Source organism: Streptomyces nojiriensis, assembly GCF_017639205.1.
In the GTDB taxonomy this organism is placed as follows: Bacteria; Actinomycetota; Actinomycetes; order Streptomycetales; family Streptomycetaceae; genus Streptomyces; species Streptomyces nojiriensis.
Genome location: NZ_CP071139.1, coordinates 6,910,331 through 6,928,287, shown reverse-complemented (window position 1 = coordinate 6,928,287; position 17,957 = coordinate 6,910,331). Strand labels below are relative to the sequence as shown.

At 74.3% G+C, this 17,957-nt stretch carries 18 protein-coding genes and 1 tRNA gene; 10 read left to right on the top strand and 9 right to left on the bottom strand.

Annotated elements, in window-relative coordinates; translation table 11 throughout:
- Positions 1-38 precede the first annotated feature (38 nt).
- From JYK04_RS32140 to JYK04_RS32120, 5 genes are all read left to right on the top strand, one after another.
- Positions 39-1,073, top strand: coding sequence for a 3-oxoacyl-ACP synthase III family protein (locus JYK04_RS32140; RefSeq protein WP_202185924.1), 1,035 nt, complete (start codon positions 39-41; stop codon positions 1,071-1,073).
- Complete coding sequence (locus JYK04_RS32135; RefSeq protein ID WP_229875583.1) at positions 1,070-1,825, top strand: glycosyltransferase family 2 protein; 756 nt, start codon at positions 1,070-1,072, stop codon at positions 1,823-1,825. Before JYK04_RS32140 ends, JYK04_RS32135 begins: the two co-directional genes overlap by 4 nt.
- Positions 1,825-3,318 carry an AMP-binding protein gene (locus JYK04_RS32130; protein ID WP_189739415.1) on the top strand — a complete coding sequence of 498 codons (1,494 nt, stop codon included), beginning with the start codon at positions 1,825-1,827 and terminating at the stop codon, positions 3,316-3,318. Before JYK04_RS32135 ends, JYK04_RS32130 begins: the two co-directional genes overlap by 1 nt.
- A 116-nt stretch (positions 3,319-3,434) precedes the next feature.
- Positions 3,435-4,571, top strand: coding sequence for a cytochrome P450 (locus JYK04_RS32125; protein ID WP_189739412.1), 1,137 nt, complete (start codon positions 3,435-3,437; stop codon positions 4,569-4,571).
- Complete coding sequence (locus JYK04_RS32120; protein WP_202185923.1) at positions 4,568-5,488, top strand: NAD-dependent epimerase/dehydratase family protein; 921 nt, start codon at positions 4,568-4,570, stop codon at positions 5,486-5,488. The genes JYK04_RS32125 and JYK04_RS32120 overlap by 4 nt, the downstream gene beginning before the upstream one ends.
- Here the strand turns inward: JYK04_RS32120 and JYK04_RS32115 are convergent.
- Genes JYK04_RS32115 through JYK04_RS32100 form a run of 4 tightly spaced genes read right to left on the bottom strand, consistent with a single transcriptional unit; the run spans position 5,478 to position 9,184 of the window.
- On the bottom strand, positions 5,478-6,077 hold the full coding sequence (locus tag JYK04_RS32115) for a GTP-binding protein (protein ID WP_189739409.1): 600 nt from the start codon (positions 6,075-6,077) through the stop codon (positions 5,478-5,480). The two genes, JYK04_RS32120 and JYK04_RS32115, sit on opposite strands and share 11 nt — an antisense overlap.
- Positions 6,064-6,444: a DUF742 domain-containing protein gene (locus tag JYK04_RS32110; RefSeq protein ID WP_189739406.1), complete on the bottom strand. Its 381-nt coding sequence runs from the start codon at positions 6,442-6,444 to the stop codon at positions 6,064-6,066. Before JYK04_RS32110 ends, JYK04_RS32115 begins: the two co-directional genes overlap by 14 nt.
- On the bottom strand, positions 6,444-6,860 hold the full coding sequence (locus JYK04_RS32105; RefSeq protein ID WP_189739404.1) for a roadblock/LC7 domain-containing protein: 417 nt from the start codon (positions 6,858-6,860) through the stop codon (positions 6,444-6,446). Before JYK04_RS32105 ends, JYK04_RS32110 begins: the two co-directional genes overlap by 1 nt.
- Positions 6,857-9,184: a sensor histidine kinase gene (locus JYK04_RS32100; RefSeq protein ID WP_229875581.1), complete on the bottom strand. Its 2,328-nt coding sequence runs from the start codon at positions 9,182-9,184 to the stop codon at positions 6,857-6,859. Before JYK04_RS32100 ends, JYK04_RS32105 begins: the two co-directional genes overlap by 4 nt.
- A 288-nt stretch (positions 9,185-9,472) precedes the next feature.
- On the opposite strand from JYK04_RS32100, the gene JYK04_RS32095 reads away from it, so the two are divergent.
- The 3 genes from JYK04_RS32095 to JYK04_RS32085 all read left to right on the top strand — a co-directional run bounded on the left by JYK04_RS32095 (position 9,473) and on the right by JYK04_RS32085 (position 11,697).
- On the top strand, positions 9,473-10,846 hold the full coding sequence (locus JYK04_RS32095) for a hypothetical protein (RefSeq protein WP_189739398.1): 1,374 nt from the start codon (positions 9,473-9,475) through the stop codon (positions 10,844-10,846).
- A gap of 60 nt (positions 10,847-10,906) precedes the next feature.
- A tRNA-Ser gene (locus JYK04_RS32090) sits at positions 10,907-10,979 on the top strand.
- 265 nt (positions 10,980-11,244) lie between these two features.
- Positions 11,245-11,697: a nuclear transport factor 2 family protein gene (locus JYK04_RS32085; protein ID WP_189739396.1), complete on the top strand. Its 453-nt coding sequence runs from the start codon at positions 11,245-11,247 to the stop codon at positions 11,695-11,697.
- 93 nt (positions 11,698-11,790) lie between these two features.
- Here the strand turns inward: JYK04_RS32085 and msrB are convergent, their stop codons facing one another.
- From msrB to JYK04_RS32065, 4 genes are all read right to left on the bottom strand, one after another.
- On the bottom strand, positions 11,791-12,198 hold the full coding sequence (gene msrB, locus JYK04_RS32080; RefSeq protein ID WP_189739392.1) for a peptide-methionine (R)-S-oxide reductase MsrB: 408 nt from the start codon (positions 12,196-12,198) through the stop codon (positions 11,791-11,793).
- Positions 12,199-12,221: 23 nt separating this feature from the next.
- Complete coding sequence (gene murC / locus JYK04_RS32075) at positions 12,222-13,619, bottom strand: UDP-N-acetylmuramate--L-alanine ligase (RefSeq protein WP_189739389.1); 1,398 nt, start codon at positions 13,617-13,619, stop codon at positions 12,222-12,224.
- Positions 13,620-13,680: 61 nt separating this feature from the next.
- Positions 13,681-14,148, bottom strand: a complete 468-nt coding sequence (locus JYK04_RS32070) for an indole-3-glycerol phosphate synthase (RefSeq protein ID WP_189739386.1) — start codon at positions 14,146-14,148, stop codon at positions 13,681-13,683.
- Between the two features lie 148 nt (positions 14,149-14,296).
- A complete protein-coding gene (locus JYK04_RS32065) occupies positions 14,297-15,079 on the bottom strand; it encodes a pyrimidine reductase family protein (protein ID WP_189739383.1) in 783 nt (260 codons plus the stop codon).
- A gap of 84 nt (positions 15,080-15,163) precedes the next feature.
- On the opposite strand from JYK04_RS32065, the gene zapE reads away from it, so the two are divergent.
- Positions 15,164-16,219 (top strand): cell division protein ZapE, encoded by a 1,056-nt coding sequence (zapE, locus tag JYK04_RS32060; protein ID WP_373038751.1) that lies wholly within the window; start codon positions 15,164-15,166, stop codon positions 16,217-16,219.
- A 63-nt stretch (positions 16,220-16,282) separates the two neighbouring features.
- Entirely contained in the window at positions 16,283-16,708 is a 426-nt protein-coding gene (locus JYK04_RS32055; RefSeq protein WP_189739380.1) for an OsmC family protein, read from the top strand.
- Positions 16,709-16,760: 52 nt separating this feature from the next.
- On the opposite strand, the gene JYK04_RS32050 is transcribed toward JYK04_RS32055, so the two are convergent.
- A complete protein-coding gene (locus tag JYK04_RS32050; protein ID WP_229875570.1) occupies positions 16,761-17,933 on the bottom strand; it encodes an amidohydrolase family protein in 1,173 nt (390 codons plus the stop codon).
- Positions 17,934-17,957 lie beyond the last annotated feature (24 nt).

The following is a 17,957-nucleotide window of genomic DNA, read 5'->3' as shown; positions in this document are numbered from 1 at the left end:
CTCAGGCTCCGGAGCGGCCGGCTTGTCATCGTGTGGGCATGTTCATTCAGCCATCCGATCCGCTGCCGCGCGCCGGGATGCGCGCCGGGATAACCGCCGTCGGCAGCCTGCTGCCCGACGAGGTGCTGTCCTCCGACGCCCTTCAGCGGGAGGTGGCGCACCGCAGTGGGCTGACGCTGCCGCCGAGGCTGCTGACCCAGGCCACCGGGATCGTCTCCCGCCGTGTCGCGGGCGAGGGCGTGTACGCCTCCACCCTCGCGGTGGGCGCCGCCCGCCGGGCCCTGGCCGCCGCCGGACTCGGTCCGCTCGACGTCGACCTGCTGCTGTTCGCGTCCGCCTCCCGCGACCTGGTCGAGCCGGCCACCGCGCACATCGTGCAGGCCGAACTGGGCTCGCGGGCCCACGCCCTGGACGTCACCAACGCCTGCAACAGCTTCGTCAACGGCATCGACCTCGCCCGCTCCATGATCCTCGCCGGGCGGGCGCGGCGGGCCCTGGTCGTCACCGGCGAGACGCCGAGCCGGGCGGTGCGCAAGGACCCGGCCGATCTCGTCGAACTGCGCGACGGCTTCGCCGGGTACACCTTCGGCGACGCGGGGGCGGCCGTGGTCGTGGAGGCCGTGGAGCGCGGCGGCATCGTCGACGTGGACACCGAGACCCATTCGGAGCACTGGGAGGTCGGGGGCATCCCGGGCGGCGGGTCACGGCACCCGCGGGGGGACGCGTACACGTACTTCCGCGGCGACGGGCACGAACTGCGCGGCGTCTTCGAGAAGGTGGGCACCGCCGTCATCGACCGGACGCTGCACCGCACGGGCATGGACTGGGACGGCTTCGCCAAGGTGCTGGTGCACCAGGTGACGGTGCCGTACCTGGAACGGTTCGCGGAACTGACCGGGGTGCCCGCCGGGAAGCTGGTGGTGACGGTGCCCGAGCTCGGCAATGTGGCCAGCGCGAGCCTCGGGCTCCAGCTGGACCGGGTGTTCGACGAACTGACCACGGGGGAAAGGGTGTTGTTCGTGGGTCTCGGCGGCGGTATCAGCATCATGACGATGGTCTGGGAGAAGTCGTGACGGCCGCGGCCCCGCCGATGTGGGTGGTCGTGCCCGCGCACGAGGAGGAGGCCCGGCTGGCCGACACGCTGCGGGCGCTCGCCGCGCAGCGGGACCGGGACTTCACCCTGCTGGTCGTCGACAACGCCTCGACGGACGGGACGGGCGCCGTCGCCCGCGCCTTCGCGGCCGGAGCGCCCTTCCCGGTGGAGGTGATCGAGGAGCCGGAGAAGGGGGTCGGCTCGGCGGTGGACACCGGCTTCCGGTACGCGATCGGCCGCGGCGCGGCCCTGCTCGCCCGGACGGACGCCGACTGCCTGCCCCGGCCCGGCTGGACCGGCGCCGCCCGCAGCGCGCTGCTCCTCAGCCCCGGGCTGGTGTGCGGGCGGATCGTGGCCCGCCGGGACGAGCACGGCCCGCTGGGCCGGGCCGGGTTCGGCGCGCTGGTGGCCCTCGCCGCGCTCTTCGGTCGGCTGCGGCCCGAGCACGCCCGGCGGCGCGGCTACCGGGCGCCGTACCGCATGCACGCCGGGAACAACATGGCGATCACCGCCGAGCTGTACCTGAGCGTCGGCGGGATGCCCCGGCGCCCCTCGCCGACCGACCGGCTCTTCCTCAACGCCGTACGCCGCCACACCGACCGGATCACGCACTGCCGGGAGATGGTCGTGGAGAACTCGACACGGCGCCTGCGGGCCTACGGCATCGCCGGCACCGCCCGCTGGTACCTCGACCAGGGCAGCGGCACGCACGGAACGGACGACCCCCGCTGATGCTGGACCACCTCGACCACGCGCTGCGCAACCGCCCCGAGCGGCCCGCCGTGCTCACCGCCACCCGTTCCGGCGCGCCCCGGGTACGGGCCACCCGCGGCGAACTCGCCGAGCTGGCCGACGCCTTCGCCGCGGCCCTGCACGCGCGCGGACTGCGCGCCGGGGACACCGTCGGCGTCGCCGTACGCCCCGGGCCGCGCGCCCTGGCCGTCCTGCTCGCGCTGTGGCGGCTCGGGCTGCGCGGGGCCGTACTGGACCCGGGCGCCGGGCCCGACGTGCTGCGCGCCCGCCTCGCGCTGGCCCGGCCTTCGCTGGTGCTGGCCGACGCGGCCGCGCAGGCGGTGGCGGGCTGGGCCCGGCCGCTGGCCCGCCGGGCCCGGCTCGCGCTGCCGGACCTGGCCGAGCTGGGGCCGGTGGCCACGGTCGGGCCCCGGCTGCCGGGCTGCGCGCCCGCACTGGAACTGGGCGCGCCCCGCCGGGGCGTGCCCGCGCCCGGCGACGGCCCGGACGGGGACGCCGACGCGGTGATCGTGTTCACCTCCGGGACCACCTCCCTGCCGCGGGCCGTCGTCCACACCCGGGCGAGCCTGGCCGCCGGCATGGCCACGGTCTCCGCCCTCTTCGACGCGCGCGGGGACCGGCCGGTGCTCGGCGGCACCTTCTTCGTCCTCGTCCCCTCGCTGGCGCGCGGCGCCGCCGTCGCCCTCCCGGCGGGCAACTCCCGGGTGCTGGCCCGCCAGCTGGACCGGCTGCGGCCCGAGGACACCTATCTGACCCCGCCCCGGCTGCGGGACGCGCTGGGCGCGGGCGCCCGCTTCCACGGCCGGGTGTGGACGGGCTCGGCGCCGGCCGGCGCCGGGCTGCTGGAACGCGTACGCGCGGCGGGCGCGGCCGAGGCCTGGGGGGTGTACGCGCTGACCGAGCTGTTCCCGGCCGCCGCGGTCGAGGCGCGGGAGAAGTCCGCGTTCGCGGCGGCCGGGGAGAGCGGGGACCTGGTCGGGGCGCCGCTGCCGGGCGTGCTCGCCGAGCCGGACGGGAACGGGCAGCTGCTGCTGGCGGGCCCCGCGGCCCGCCACCGCTACCTCGGGGAGGAGCCCGACCCGTGGGTGCGTACGGGCGACCGGGCGCGGCTGGACGGCGCGGGCCGCATCGTCCTCGAAGGCCGGAGCAAGGACATGGTCCTGCGCCGGGCCGAGAACATCTATCCGGGACTGTACGAGCCCGCCCTGCACGTGCCGGGGGTGGAGCTGGCCGTGCTCGTCGGGATCCCGGCGGGCGACGGCGACGAACGGCTCGTCGCGGTCGTGCAGCCGCGGCGCGGCGCGGACGAACGGGCCCTGCGCGCGGCCCTGTCGGAGCCGGTCCGGCGGATGGGCGCGGCCCGGCCAGACGCCCTGCTGCTCGCGCGGATCCCGCTGTCGGGGCGCTCGCGCAAACCGGACCGGGCGGCGACGGCCGCGCTGGCGGCGCGCCGGCTGGGACGCGCGCGATGAGGGCCCGCGCCGCCGGGCCGGTGACCCGCGCCGCGGCCGGATCCGGGGCCGCGCGCCCGGAGCCCGCCCCGGCCGCCCCTGCCCGGTCCGCCGATCCCACGGAGGTACGCCCCCCGATGAGCACCACTTCCCACGCCCGTGCCCGCCGCCGGGACCGCCTGGTCTATCTGCGCAGCCATCCCCTGCTGTTCGGGCTGCTCGCCGCCACCCGCGGACGTCCGGTGCGCCGGCTCGGCCGGACCCTGCTGGTGCACGGCCCGGAGGCCTACCGCCAGGCGCTGACCCGGCTGCCGCTCGACCGGACGGCGGCCGGTACGACGGGCGCGGCCGCGCGCTCGGCGCTGCGTGACGGCGGGGGCGGAGCCGGGGGTGTGCTCTTCGACCAGGAGGGCGGCGGGCACCGGGCGGACCGGCGGGGCCTCGCGCGTGCTCTGGGCGGTGCGGGGGTCGAGGATCTCCGGTCGCTCTGGCGGCCGTTGCTCGTACGCCGTCTCGCGCCGCTGGACCGGGGCGGCGAGGTGGACCTCGTCGACCTCGCGCGGGAGCTCTCCGGGTCGGTGGTGTGCGCCCTGCTGGGGTCCGGCGCCGACCCGCGGGCGGTCGCCGGGGCCGCGGCCGAGGCGGCGGCCGCCTCCGTACGCAGCCACCTGCCGGGGCCGCGCCGCCCGCGCGCCGAGGCCGCCGCGGCCCGCGCCGCCGACCGGCTCCGCCTGCTCCTGGGGCCCGCCGGTGCGGCCCTGCCGGCGATGGTGGCGGTGGCCGCCGTGAACACCACCGTCGCCGCGCTGCCCCGGGCGGTGGCCTGGTGCGCCGACGCGGGGCTGTGGGAGCAGGCGGCGGACGAGGCCCTGCGGCCGGTGCTCGCCGACGAGCTGCTGCGGGTCACCGCGGCCTCGCCGCTGCTGCCCCGGGTGGCCGCGGCGGACGGTGCCGTCGGCGGCTGCCCGGTGCGCGGCGGCGACCGGCTGCTGCTGGTCGCCCGGCACGCGGCCGGGGCGCACCGGCACGACCCGGACGCGCTGCGGCCCGCCGGCCCGGCCGTGGACCGGCTGGTGTTCGGCGCTGGACCGCACGCGTGTCCCGGCGCCCGGCTGGCCCGGGCCCAACTGGCCGACGTACTGGGCGCGCTGGCCCCGTACCGGCCGGTGGTGACGCGGGCCCGGGTGGACCGGGGGGCGGCACTGCCCGGCTGGCGCGTACTGACCGTACGGGCCGGGGCCCGCACGGCCGGGGTCGCCGGGGCCGGGTCGTGATCGCGGTCACGGGCGCGAGCGGCTTCTGCGGCGGGCACGTCGCGCGCGCCGCCGCGGCGGCCGGGGCCGAGGTGGTGTGCCTGGGCCGCAGACCGGGCCCGGTGGGCACGCACCGCTTCTGGGACGCCGCCGCGGAGCCGCCGGACCTGGCGGGCGTGGACCTCGTGGTGCACTGCGCGGCGGCCGTCGGCGATCCGGCCCCCGGCTCACGGGCCGCTGCGCTGATGCGCGCGGTCAACGTGGACGGCACCGAGCGGCTGCTCGAAGCGGCGGGCGGGCGGCCGGTGGTGTGGGTGAGCAGCGCCAGCGTCTACGATCCGCGGCACGACCGCGGCCTGGTCGGCGAGGAGCACCCGCGCGCCGGGCAGTTGAACGCCTACGGCCGGACGAAGGCGGCGGGCGAGGACCTGGCACTGGCCGCCGGGGCGGTGGTGCTGCGGCCCCGGGCCGTCTACGGGCCGGGCGACACCACGCTGCTGCCCCGGCTGCTCTCCCGGGTCCGGGCCGGCACCCTGCTGCTGCCCGGCCCGGACGTCCGGCTCAGCCTCACCGCGGTGGAGAACCTGACGCGGGCCTGCCTGGCGGCGGCGTCCTGGGCGCCGGGCGCGTACAACATCGCCGACGGGGAACCGTACGGCCGCGACGCGGCGGTCGCCGCGGTCCTGCGGGCCCACGGCGTCCGGGCCCGGATCCGGCACCTCCCGCTGCCGGTGGCCGCCGCGGCGGCCCGGGTCGCGGAGGCGGTGGCGGCGGTGGCCGGGGCCGAACCGGCCCTCAGCCGCTACGCGGTGGACCAGCTGGCGCACCCGGTGGTCCTGGACCTCACCCGGGCCCGGGCCCAGGGCTGGGCCCCGCACCGCACCCTGGCGGACCACCTGGCCTCGGTGGTCGGAGCCCGGCCGGGGCTCAGCCGCTGACGCCCGCCGGGGCCTGCGCACCGGCGATGAGCAGGTCGAGCAGCGCGAGCAGGGAGCCGCGGACGTCCGTACGGGAGCGGGCGTCGAGCATGAGGACGGGCGTGTTCGGATCGCGCAGGTGCAGCGCCGCTCCGATCTCCTCGGCGGTGTAGGGCTGTTCGCCGTGGAAGCAGTTCGCGCCGACCACGAAGGGCAGTCCGCGGCTCTCGAAGAAGTCCACGGCCGGGAAGCTGCGGTCCAGGCGCCGGGTGTCGACGAGCACGATCGCTCCGAGCGCCCCGTTCAGCAGGTCGTCCCACATGAACCAGAAGCGTTCCTGGCCGGGCGTACCGAACAGGTAGAGGACCACTCCGGCGTCGGTGAGGGTGAGCCGGCCGAAGTCCATCGCCACGGTGGTCACCGTCTTGGACTCGATGCCGCCGAGATCGTCGACGCCGATGCCGGCGGACGTCAGCCGCTCCTCGGTGCGCAGCGGCTCGATCTCGGAGATCGTCTCCACCAGGGTCGTCTTCCCGACCCCGAACCCACCGGCGACGAGGATCTTGACCGGGGCCGGTTCCTGCGGGGCGGTCGTGTCATATCCGGGCAAGGCTGTCCCTGATTCTCATGAGCAGGTGGACATCGGTGGTCTCGGCGACCGCCAGGGGCGGCCGGTGGTGGATCAGCCCGCGCTCGGCGAGTTCGCCGAGGAGCAGCGTCATCGGGGTGAGGCGGATGTGCATCCGCGCCGCGATCTCGGCGACCGCCCGCCCGCCCGGCGGCGCGCACATGGTGAGGATCTCCTGCCACTCGGTGGGCAGGGTCCCGTCCACCTCGCCGTCGGCCGCCGCCGTGATGGTGGTGTCCATGGTGAGGACGGTGTGCGCGGCGGCCGTACGCCCGTCGGTCAGGGCGTACAGCCGCGTCCGGCGGCGGCCCGGGGGCTGCGCCTGTGGCTGTGGCTCGTCCTGCGGCATTACGCGGTCGGCTGGCCGCGCTCGGGCGTGCCCAGCCACTCGCCGAGCGCCTGGGCGGTCCGTACGGCCTCGCCGCCCAGCTCCCCGAGCCGTGCCTTGCGGGAGGTCACCACGATGAGCGTGCTGCCCTCGCCGCATCCGACGATGCAGAGGTACCGGTCGTCCATCTCGACGAGTTGGCGGATGACGCGACCGCCGTCGATCTCCCGGGATATCGCCTTCATCGTGGACGCGATGCCGGAGGCGGCGGCCGCCATGCGCTCGGCCTGGGGCTCGTCCAGCAGGTAGGCGCTGAGCTTGATGCCGTCGTTGGAGAGCAGCACGGCCCCCTGGACGCCGGCGATCCTGCTCAGGTTGTTGTCGAGGACGCTGTAGATCGCGTCGTTGGATGCTGCGGTGTTCGATGAGGTGGTCATGGCTGATCCCGTCGGAGCTCTTCTTCCACTGTCTGGGTCCCCTGTTCGTAGTCCGCCCAGGCATCGGCCACCTCTTCGGGTGTCGCGGTGTCGGGCCGGACGACGGTTTCCTGCGCGCGGGGCTCGCGCAGCTGTTCGGCGATGTGGGTCTGCGGGACGCGCTCGGGGAGGGCCGGGCGGACCGCGGGCGCGGGTACGAGGGCGGGCACGGCCGCGGGTGCGGGTGCGGGCACGGCCGCGGGTGTCTTCGCACGGCGGCTCGGCAGCCCGGCGCTCGTGCGCACGACGGGCTCGGGCTCCGGGTCGGGCGCGACGGCGGGCTCGGGCCCTCGTTCCGCGGGCCGGCTCGGCGCGGGGGCGGCCAAGGCCAGAGCCGGGGCCGGCGCCGGGGCCGGCGCCGGGGCCGGGAGCAGCTCCAGGACCCGGGCCTGCGGCTCGATCTCGCGCGGGGCCTGCGGGTCGGTCGTCACCAGCAGCTGCCTGGGCAGGATCACCACCGCCGAGGTGCCCCCGTACACCGAGCGGCGCAGGGTCACCGTCGCGCGGAGCTGGTCGGCGAGGTGCCCGACCACGAAGAGGCCGAGCCGGTGCGCGTTCTGCGCCAGCACGGAGTACGGCGGGGCCTCGTGCAGGCGCCCGTTCATCTCCTCGTAGCGCTCCGGGCTCACCCGCGGCCCGCGGTCCTCGATCTCGACCGACAGCCCGTCCGTCACCAGTTCGGCGCGGATGACCACCTTGGACTTGGGCGGGGAGAACCGGGTGGCGTTGTCCAGCAGCTCCGCGAGCAGGTGGCTGATCTGGCTGACGGCGCCGGGTTCCACGCTGGTCTCGTCCAGGGCCTGCCGCTCGATGCGCCGGAAGTCCTCGACCTCCGCTGCCGCTTCGCGCAGCAGGTCTGCGACGCGCATGGGCTCGGTGTGCGGGTCGGGGACCTCGCCGCCCGCCAGGATGAGGAGGTTCTCGATCTGCCGCCGCATGCCGACCGTCAGCTGGTCGGCGCGCATCAGCTCGGCGAGCAGCGCCTCGTCGTGGCCGAAGGTGTCCTGGAGGTCCTCGGTGAGGCTCAGCTGGCGGCTGACCAGGTTTCCGGTGCGCGAGGCGATGCCGGAGGCGAACAGGCCGAATCCGTGGCGCTCGGCAGCGAGCTCGCGGTGTCCGTCGACGGACACCGCGACGGCCCGGGCGAAGGCGTCGCTGATGCGTCCGACCTCGTCCTGGTCCCCGCTCACGGCCGGCAGGGCGTCGGGGTCCACGGTCTGCCCGCGCCGGAGCCGGGCGACGACGTCGGGGAGGGTCTCCTCGGCGACGGTCACCGTGCGTTCGTGCAGGTTCTTCAGGCGGCGGAGCACCGACCGGGTGGTGAGGACGACCACGATCACGACGGCCAGCAGCCCGCCGGCGCTGCCCCCGATCAGCCAGGCGACCTCGGTCTGCAGCTCGTCGGCCTTGGCCTCGCCGCGGGCGAGCACCGAGCGCGCCAGGTCGATGTTGAGCGTGGTCATCTGCACCGAGAAGTTGGAGTGCGCGGAGGACCAGCCGTTGATGTCGGCGGGCAGCTTGATGCCCGAGGGGATGTCCTTGTGCCCGGAGAGGACCGCGCTCTCGATGCGCGTCTTGGTCTGCCAGTCCGAGGAGCCGACGACCCGCTCGTAGAACCGCTGGTCCCGGGCCGTCAGGTGCGGCACGATCAGCGCCTCGTGCAGGTACCGCTGGGCACCCAGGGCACTGACGAACTGGTCGTAGCCGGCGAAGGTCAGTTCCCCCGACGGGCCCGCCAGGGCCAGGACGGTGTCCTCGCGCGCCACCATCTCGGTGGCCTGGAGCATCGACACCACGGGACGGCTGGCCTGGGCGAGTTCGGCGTCCTCGGCGTGGCTGAACTCCTGCTGGTACACCTGGATGACCTTGCCGATCACCTCGGAGTAGTAGGCCAGCGTGCTGTCGGCGGAGCCGCTGCGGGTGTCCGCGCGCTGCCGGTGGACGGGCAGTTTCTCCAGTTGCCGGGTCACCTCCGCGAAGGACCGCGAGGGATCGACCGCCAGGCGGCGGAACTCGGCCGCGGCCAGGTCCGTGGCATCGCGGCGGGCGCGCAGTTCGCCCTCGGACCCGTCGTTGCCCGCCCACCGGGCGGCGGTCGCCGTCCGTTCGGCCTGCATGTCGACCATGAGCGTGTAGAGCGGGGCGCCGACCTGTTCGGCGGCCGCCACGTCGGACCGCAGCTTGTCCGACTGGGCCAGCAACCGCTCCGCGGTCACCGTCACCTGGGTGCCCATCGCGAGGGTGGGGACCACCGCCAGCCAGATCAGGAGGGTGCGCAGACGCACGGTGCGTCGCCGACGGGTCGTCGACTGCCGTCGTATGCCTTCGGGTTCTATGGGAGACATCGGTCCTCGCGAGCGGGGGACGGCGGGAGGCCGATCATAACCAGACATGGCGGAGATTCGGATAGGTGTCTTCAGAGGCCGAAGCGTGCTAGTTGCGGTAAATCATCGCAGGCCAGAGATCGGATCGGAATCGAACCGCGACGTACTCGACACCAAGGCGGCCCCCTCGGGTTCCGGCCGCCGGTTAACCGGTGGAGGTCGCGGGTGTCCGGTGGCAGGGTGAGGCCCATGCCGTCGCACCATGCCGAGCAGGTGGTCCGCGAGTTGCACGCCTCGCTGAGGCTCCGCAGACGCCCCGAGGACATCGCCCAGCTGATCCAGGATTTGTTCGCCGCCCGTCGGATCGTTCCCGATCCCGCCACCGCCGAGGCTCTGGAGAAGGCCTCCCGGCACTCCCTGCGCAGGATCTGGCACGGATACACCTCGATGCTGGAGGAGTTCGCCGCTCCCGTCGGCGCGCAGCGTCAGCTCGCCCGCGCCAGCGCGCTGTTCGCGTCCGTTCCCGAACTCCCCGAGGGAGCCGGGGACGATCCCGCCGAGATCGAGGCGGTCATCCGCCGGGCCGGCGAGGAGATCCACCGCCGGTACGGGGAGAACGACTTCGGCCTGGACCGGCTGAACCGGACGGAGCGGGACGAAGCCGGCATCGGCGAGCTGTCCGGGCGTCAGTACAACAAGCGGTTCCGGCTGTTGCGGCGGATGGAGGCCAAGCTGGCCCGGCTCCTCCACGAACAGCGCCGCCGCGAGGTCACGATGACCGGCAAGGGCGCGCTCGCGCACGCGCTGCCGTACGAGGTGTTCGGCGCGGACCCCGACACCGCCGCGTTCATCGCGTACCTCACCGCCCGCGCCCACATGCGCAGCGTCTTCACCAACGGCGCGCAGCGCCGCCCGTACGACGAGATCGCCGACGCTCTCCTGCGGCGCCTGCGCGCGGCGCCCGAACGGACCGACTGGTACGCCGTGGCGCACGTCCACCCGACCCGGGAGGTGCTCGGGCACCTGTCCGACCAGGAGCTGATCCGGCTGCTGGTGCGGTGGAACCGCTTCCTGCGCGAGGTGGCCGAGCTGCTGGAGGACGCGTGGAACCGCTCCGGCTTCGAGGCGACGAGCATGGTGGTGCGGCGTGGCGACGACTCCTCGACGTGGAACCAGGCCGCGCAGGCCTGGGGGACCGCCCGCGCGCACTGGTTCGCCCTGATGACCGAGCTGGGCCAGGAGGAGGTCCTGAACCGCGTCTGCCCGGGCAAGGTCCCGCGGCTGATGGCGGCCGACGTGGCCGCCTGGCACCGCAGGGGCGGCGGCGGGCTGCACCCCGACACCTACGTGTGGGCGGATCTGCCCCGGCCCTGGGAGGTCCTGCGGGGCGAGAAGGAGTGCACGCGCTCGCTGGTGGAGGCGGCCTGCTCCCGGCACGGCGTGGACCCGGTGGCGGGCGGCTGGACCGCGCCCCGCCCGACGGCGGAGGCCGTCCGCTTCCGGCGCACGCCGGAGCTGGTGCACGGCGTGGCCGTCGCCGACCCGCTGATGGCGAGCGCGATGCGGTCGGCGGGGGTGTTCTCGGGCCGCGGCAAGCGCGCGGCGGCCGAGGAATGGCTGTGACTCCCGGGCCGCGAAATCCCGTTGACCCGGGGGGCGTGGCGTGCGGATGATCGGGACGGCGGCGAGGAAGCTCTGCGGAGGAGCGCCCGGCTCGACTCCCGGGTGGACGTAGGTTCGAATCCTGCCCTCGCCGCCCTCGGATCCCCAAGCCGGATGCCGTCCGGGTCATCGCCTGACCCGCGGGTACGGTCCCGCCGGCCCCATTCGCCACCGTGAACCGACTGCGGCGCCGAGGAGCGCGTACACGACGACGGGGCCGGCGATCGGCGGGGCCGTGGGGCCCTGGGTCCGGCGCGCCCCGCCTTACCCCGGAGGTAATCGTCGCGGCGTGCCCGCACCGGCAGGATGGGCGCTTTCCCCGCGTCGCAGGACGCGGAACCGGGACGGAGGGGTCAGCCATGTCCACAGCCGCACCTACGGACACGCGCACCGTGGTGGAGGAGTTGCTGCGCAGGATCGGCGGGGGCGACCCCGAGCGCATCGCCGAGTTGTACGCCGAGCGGGGCGATTGGAAGCTCGACTGGCCGGAGGCCGAGCACGGCCGCGGTGCCACGCCGTGGATCCGGCACCGGTCCACCCGGGCCGACGCCGCGGCCCACTATCGCGAGCTCGCCGAGTACCACGTGCCCGAGGACGTGGGGAACGAGGTCGAGCGCATCCTCGTCGACGGGAGCGACGCGGTCGTGCTCGGCGAGATCCGCCGGACCGCCCGGCCCACCGGACGCGCGTATCGCGCGCGGTTCGCCCTGCATCTCACCGTCGAGGACGGTCTGGTCACCCGGCACCACGTCTACGAGGACAGCCTCGCCGTCGCCCGGGCCTTCGAGGCCGGGGACCGGCTTCCCCGATGAGGGCGCCGGCGGGGTGCGCGAGGGCCCCGGAACCCATCGGGGTCCGGGGCCCTCGGCGGCTCCGGGGCGCGGCCGGGACGGCGCGCGGGCCGGTCAGCCCTCCGTCGGCGTCAGGCGCAGGGAGATGCTGTTGATGCAGTACCGCTGGTCCGTGGGGGTCGGGTAGCCCTCGCCCTCGAAGACGTGGCCCAGGTGGGAGCCGCACTTCGCGCAGCGGACCTCCGTGCGGACCATCCCGTGCGAGGTGTCCGAGATCAGTTCGACCGCCTCGGTGTCCTTGGGGTCGAAGAAGGAGGGCCAGCCGCAGTGCGACTCGAACTTCTCCGACGAGCGGAACAGCTCGGACCCGCAGCCGCGGCAGGAGTAGACGCCCTCCGTCTTGGTGTCCGTGTATTCACCGCGGAAGGCCGGCTCGGTGCCCGCCAGGCGCAGTACCTGGTACTCGGACGGGGTCAGCTCCGCCTGCCACTGCTCGTCCGTCTTCTCGACCTCGTAGGACATGACTCTCCCGCTCCCTCGTACCTTCAGCTCGACAGCCGGGCGAGGATGGCCGGACCGAGGTCCGTGACGTCGCCCGCGCCCATGGTGAGAACGAGATCACCGGGCTTGGCCATTCCCGCGATGGCGTCGGCGACGGCCGCCTTGTCGTGCTCGGCGGTGACGTCGGCGCCCGCCGCCCGCGCGGCCGAGATGATCAGCTCGCTGGTGACGCCGGGGATCGGGTCCTCGCGGGCCGGGTAGATGTCCAGGACCAGGGAGGCGTCGGCGAGGGCCAGGGACGCGCCCATCTCCTTGCCGAGCTCCTGGGTGCGGGAGAAGAGGTGCGGCTGGAAGACGACCAGGATCCGGGAGTCGCCGGCGGCTCCGCGGATGGCCTCCAGGTCGGCGGTCATCTCGGTGGGGTGGTGCGCGTAGGAGTCGATCACCTGGACGCCCGCGGCCTCGCCCTTGAGCTGGAGGCGGCGCTTGACGCCGGTGTACTTGCCGAGCGCGCTCGCCAGGTTGTGCGCCGGGATGCCGAGCGCCACGCCCGCGGCGAGGGCCGCTACGGCGTTGTGCGCGTAGTGGCGGCCGGGGACCGAGACGGTGAAGGTGAGCATCCGGCCGTCCAGGACCACGGTGACCTCGCTGGTCAGACCGCGCGGGGTGATCTTGGTGATCCGGACGTCGGCGCCCTCATCCTCGCCGTACGTGACGACGGTGAGGCCCTCCCGGCCGGCGGCGCGGCGGGCGATCTCGGCCGCGCCCTCCTGGCCGTGGGCGACGACGAGGGTGCCGCCGGGCACGACCTTGCCGACGAAGGTCTCGAAGGACTCGTAGATCTCGTCGATGGAGGCGTAGTTCGCGTGGTGGTCGAGCTCCGCGTTGAGGATGATCGCGACCTGCGGGGTGTACTTGTGGAAGGTGCGGTCGCTCTCGTCCGCCTCGGCGACGAAGATGTCGCCCTCGCCGTGGTGGGCGTTGGAGCCGGGGGCGTCCAGGTCGCCGCCGATGGCGTACGAGGGGTCCAGGCCCAGGGCCGAGAGGGACACCGCCAGCATCGAGGTGGTGGTGGTCTTGCCGTGCGTGCCGGCGACGGCGATCGGCCGCAGCCCGTCCATCAGGGCGGCCAGCGCGTCCGAGCGGTGCACGACGGGGATGCCGAGCTCGGCGGCGCGGGCCAGCTCGGGGTTGTCGGCGCGGATCGCGCTGGAGACGACCACGCAGGTGGAGTCGGCGGCGAGGTTCCCGGCCGCGTGTCCGCCGTGGACCGTGGCGCCGTGGGCGCGCAGCGCCTCGGCGGTCTCGGAGTCACCGCGGCTGTCGCTGCCGGCCACCTGCGCTCCGCGCTGGGCCAGGATCTTCGCGATGCCGGACATGCCGGCGCCGCCGATGCCGATGAAGTGGGGCCGTTCCATGGCGGTCGGCAGGCCGGGCTTCATTCAGGTCGCTCCAGGATCGTGTGTCTTGCGGGTGCGCGTGAGGCTCTGACTGGCCCCAAGCCTATTCGTTGTGGGCGAAGAGCTTGAGCACGGGAACGCCGACCTTGTGTCGGGCGCGCGAGGCCCAGTCCCGGTGGAAGAACTCCTCCACGAAGTGCGGGGCGGTCAGGACGATCACCTCGTCGGCCCCGTGCTCGTCCACGACGGACTTCAGCTTGTCGAGCGGGTGGTCCTCGACGATCTGCCCGACGGCGTTGGCGCCCTTGGCGCGCAACGCGTTCAGGGAGTGGGCGAGGGCGTGCGCGGCAGGGCCGAGGGCGGCCTCGCCCTCGGGTTCGTCACCCTCACGGATGGCCTCGGGGAGCTCACCGAGCGCTACGTCGTCGATGGCGCGCAGCAGTCGGTCCTGGTCGCCCCGGGGCTGCATGAGGACGATGAAGGAGACCGCGTCGTCCCCGTGCAGGTTGGTGACGAAGTCCACGTCCACCGCGGTCAGCGGCTGCTCGATCATCAATACGCTCGTGAACACGGACGCCCTCTCCTTCATGGGCCGAGGCCGGCCGGCCGACCCCTGCGGAAACCATCCTGCCCCGCTGTCGCACGGGGCCCTGCCCAGACATACCTGCCCAGTTATGTGCCCAGCGGAAGCAAAGCGGAACGACAAATTCCGCGCCTTGTCAGATCCGACGGTAGCTCGTGAAGAGGAACCCGGCCTCTTCCAGTACGCAGGCGGGCGCGAGCCGGTGCGGAACCGTGACGGAGGGGCCGCCGGCGATCCGCTGGGCGCCTCCCGCCACGAGCATCGGCGAGATCGTCAGGCACAGCTCGTCCAGGGCGTCGGCGGCCACGAACTGGCCCAGGAGCCGGGGCCCGCCCTCGGTGAGCTGGCGGCGCAGCCCCCGCCCGGCGAGTTCCCGTACCGCCCGGGCGGCGTCCACGGTCGCGCCGTCACCGGCCACCACGACCTCGGCTCCGGCCCGCGCGGCCTCGGCCACCCGGGCGGCGGGCGCGGCGGCCCCGGTGACCACCAGGGTCGGCACCAGCGGGGAGGTGAACAGGGGCAGCGAGAAGTCCAGGTCCATGCTGGCCGTGACCACGGCGATGGCGGGGGCCGGGCCCTGTCCGGAGGCGGCGCGGCGGGCGGCGAAGGCCTCCCGGGCGCGGGCCGGGCGGTAACCCTCCTGGCGAACCGTTTCCGCGCCGACGACCACCACATCGGCCAGTGCCCGCAGGGTGCCGAAGATCCGCATGTCCGTCTCGCCGGAGATGGGCTGCGAGCGTCCTTCGTGCTGGGCGCCCCCGTCCAGGGTGGAGACCATGTTGGCCCGGAGCCAGTGGCCGTCCGCCTTCAGCGCGGGGTACGCGTAGGCCTCCGCCAGCTCGTCGAGCGACCACTCCCGGTCGGCCCGGTCCCGGGGCGAGGCTGATGTCTGATCGGTCACAGGGAACAGGCGTCGCATCGGTGCAGTGTGCCACGCCCCGTAGAGTTAAGAGCTGTGTCAACATCTCTCTCCACCTCCGGTTACACCTCCGGCCGACCCCCGATAGCCGACGCGGGGCCCCAGGCCCTGTGCGCGCGCGAGCCGCGGGTGCCCGCCGAACGGCTGGTGGCCGAGATGGTGCCGCCGCCGCGGTTCGACTCGGTGCGCTTCGACACGTACAACCCGGACCCGACCCAGCCCAGCCAGTCCGAGGCCGTCACCGTGCTGAGCGGATTCGCCGCCGGTCTGGGCGGCGCGCACGCCAGCGGCGCCGGCAAGAAGCGCTGGTTCTCCAAGAAGCCGGCCGCCCCCGCCGCCCCGCGCGGCGTCTACCTCGACGGCGGCTACGGCGTCGGCAAGACCCACCTGCTGGCCTCCCTGTGGCACGCCACCCCGGCCGAACCCGCGCTCAAGGCCTTCGGCACCTTCGTGGAGCTGACCAACCTGGTCGGCGCGCTGGGCTTCCAGCAGACCGTGCAGACCCTCGGCGGACACCGGCTGCTGTGCATCGACGAGTTCGAGCTGGACGACCCGGGCGACACCGTGCTGGTGTCCTCGCTGCTCAGCCGCCTCGTCGAGCAGGGTGTGGCGCTGGCCGCCACCTCCAACACGCTCCCCGGCAAGCTCGGCGAGGGCCGTTTCGCCGCCGCCGACTTCCTGCGCGAGATCCAGGGGCTGTCGGCGCACTTCCGGCCGCTGCGCATCGACGGCCAGGACTACCGCCACCGCGGCCTGCCGGAGGCCCCGGCGCCGTTCTCGGACGAGCAGGTCACCAAGGCCGCGTACGCGACCGAGGGCGCGAGCCTGGACGACTTCCCCGGCCTGCTCGAACACCTGGCCAGGGTGCACCCCAGCCGCTACGGCGCGCTGACCGACGGCCTCACGGCGGTCTGCCTGACCGACGTCGGCCCGGTGCCGGACCAGTCGACGGCGCTGCGCCTGGTGGTGCTGGCCGACCGGCTGTACGACCGCGAGATCCCGGTGCTGGCCTCCGGGGTCCCCTTCGACCGTCTGTTCAGTGAGGACATGCTGAACGGCGGCTATCGGAAGAAGTACTTCCGCGCCATATCGCGGCTCACCGCGCTGGCGCGCGACGCGAAGCCCCTGGTCTCCCAGTAGGTTTGGGGACGCCGGGGGACCTTCGGGAGCCCGGCCGTTTCCCACATCTTCGAAGGGATCACCATGGCCACCACGCGTACCGCGCACACCGTCTGGGAAGGCAACCTGCTCAAGGGCGCCGGCACGGTCAGCCTCGACTCGTCGGGCCGGGGCTCGTTCGAGGTCTCCTGGCCCTCGCGCGCCGAGGCCGCGAACGGCAAGACCAGCCCGGAAGAGCTGATCGCCGCCGCACACTCCAGCTGCTACTCGATGGCCCTCTCGCACGGCCTGGACGGCGCCGGCACCCCGCCCACCCGCCTGGAGACCAAGGCCGATGTGACCTTCCAGCCGGGCGAGGGCATCACGGGCATCCACCTGACGGTCCGTGCGGAGGTCCCCGGCCTGGACGCGGAGGGCTTCGCCGCCGCGGCCGAGGACGCCAAGAAGAACTGCCCGGTCAGCCAGGCACTGACCGGTACGACGATCACGCTGAGCGCGGAGCTCGCCTGATCGCTCCCGATCCGGCGGGGGTGTGGGCCGCACATCGCGGCCCACACCCCCGTCAGGCGGTCGCCAACTGCGGGATCAGGCGCATCGCGTTGTCGTGGTAGATCCCCCGCAGCTGCTCGGGGGTGAAGGCCGGGTCGGCTTCGAGGGCGGGGAGCGCCAGGTCCATGACCGTGTCGGCGGGGGCGGCGGGCCAGTCGGTACCGAAGAGGACGTGGTCGGCCGGCACGTGCTCCAGCAGGGTCGCGGCGGGTGCCATGGGGCCTGCCGTGTCGTAGTAGAAGCGGCTCAGGTGGTCACGGACGGCGGCGGGTTCGACGCGCGGTTCGCAGAACCGCCCGAGGGCCTCCAGCCGCGTCGCGATGTACGGCAGGAAGCCTCCGGCGTGCGGCAGGACGACGGAGATGTCCGGGAAGCGGTCCAGCGTCCCGTGGCTGATCATGTTCACGGCGGCCCGCGTGGTGTCCAGCAGGAAGTCGCACATGAAGTTCGGGATACCCGGAACCGTCGACCCGCCGGGCGGCCCGGAGGCGCCAGGCCGGCCCGAGGCACCACCGGGCGGACCCGACGCGCCTGGGCCGGACGGACCGGACCCACGCGGCGGGCCGGGCGGGCCGTCCGGGAGGTTGTGCGGGTGGGTGTCCACCACGGCGGAGAACTCGTTCAACTCGTGGAACAGCCGGTCGTAGACGGGATCACCGAGGTAGACGCCCCCGTAGTTGGCCGTCACGTTCACCCCGACGGCCCCCAGTTGCCCGAGCCCGCGGCGCACGGCCCAGGACGAGGCCTCCGGGTCGTCCAGGAACAGCGGCACGTAGTACGAGAACCGTCCCGGGTGCGACTGCGCCACCTCGATCATCGACTGCAGCGTGATGTTGATGGCCTCGCGCAGCTGCGCCGACGAGCGGTAGCGCGCGGGCAGCATCGGCTTGAGGACGGCGGTCGTGATGCCCGCGTCGTCCATGAAGCGGATCGCCGCGTCGGTGTCGAGCCGGCTCCACGGGGGCAGCCGTTCCGGCTTGATCAGCCCGTGGTGCGCGGCCCAGTCGCGCCACTGCGGCGCGCAGAAGTGTTGATGCATGTCGATCTTCGAATGGGCCGCGGGCGCCGCGCCCGTGCCCGGCGCGGAGAAACCCCGCGCGACCCGGATGACCGCGCTGGTGCCCACCGCGGCGATCCGCAGTTCGTCCGCCGGCGTCCCCAGGAGGCGCAGTGCGGAGGTACTCACGGAATCCGTCATGCCGATCCACCG

Bases quoted from the DNA above. Each gene is read 5' to 3' on its own strand.
- JYK04_RS32140 (WP_202185924.1), top strand. From the start codon at position 39: ATGTTCATTCAGCCATCCGATCCGCTGCCGCGCGCCGGGATGCGCGCC.
- JYK04_RS32130 (WP_189739415.1), top strand. From the start codon at position 1,825: ATGCTGGACCACCTCGACCACGCGCTGCGCAACCGCCCCGAGCGGCCC.
- JYK04_RS32125 (WP_189739412.1), top strand. From the start codon at position 3,435: ATGAGCACCACTTCCCACGCCCGTGCCCGCCGCCGGGACCGCCTGGTC.
- JYK04_RS32110 (WP_189739406.1), bottom strand. From the start codon at position 6,444: ATGCCGCAGGACGAGCCACAGCCACAGGCGCAGCCCCCGGGCCGCCGC.
- JYK04_RS32105 (WP_189739404.1), bottom strand. From the start codon at position 6,860: ATGACCACCTCATCGAACACCGCAGCATCCAACGACGCGATCTACAGC.
- JYK04_RS32095 (WP_189739398.1), top strand. From the start codon at position 9,473: ATGCCGTCGCACCATGCCGAGCAGGTGGTCCGCGAGTTGCACGCCTCG.
- JYK04_RS32085 (WP_189739396.1), top strand. From the start codon at position 11,245: ATGTCCACAGCCGCACCTACGGACACGCGCACCGTGGTGGAGGAGTTG.
- msrB (WP_189739392.1), bottom strand. From the start codon at position 12,198: ATGTCCTACGAGGTCGAGAAGACGGACGAGCAGTGGCAGGCGGAGCTG.
- murC (WP_189739389.1), bottom strand. From the start codon at position 13,619: ATGAAGCCCGGCCTGCCGACCGCCATGGAACGGCCCCACTTCATCGGC.
- JYK04_RS32065 (WP_189739383.1), bottom strand. From the start codon at position 15,079: ATGCGACGCCTGTTCCCTGTGACCGATCAGACATCAGCCTCGCCCCGG.
- JYK04_RS32055 (WP_189739380.1), top strand. From the start codon at position 16,283: ATGGCCACCACGCGTACCGCGCACACCGTCTGGGAAGGCAACCTGCTC.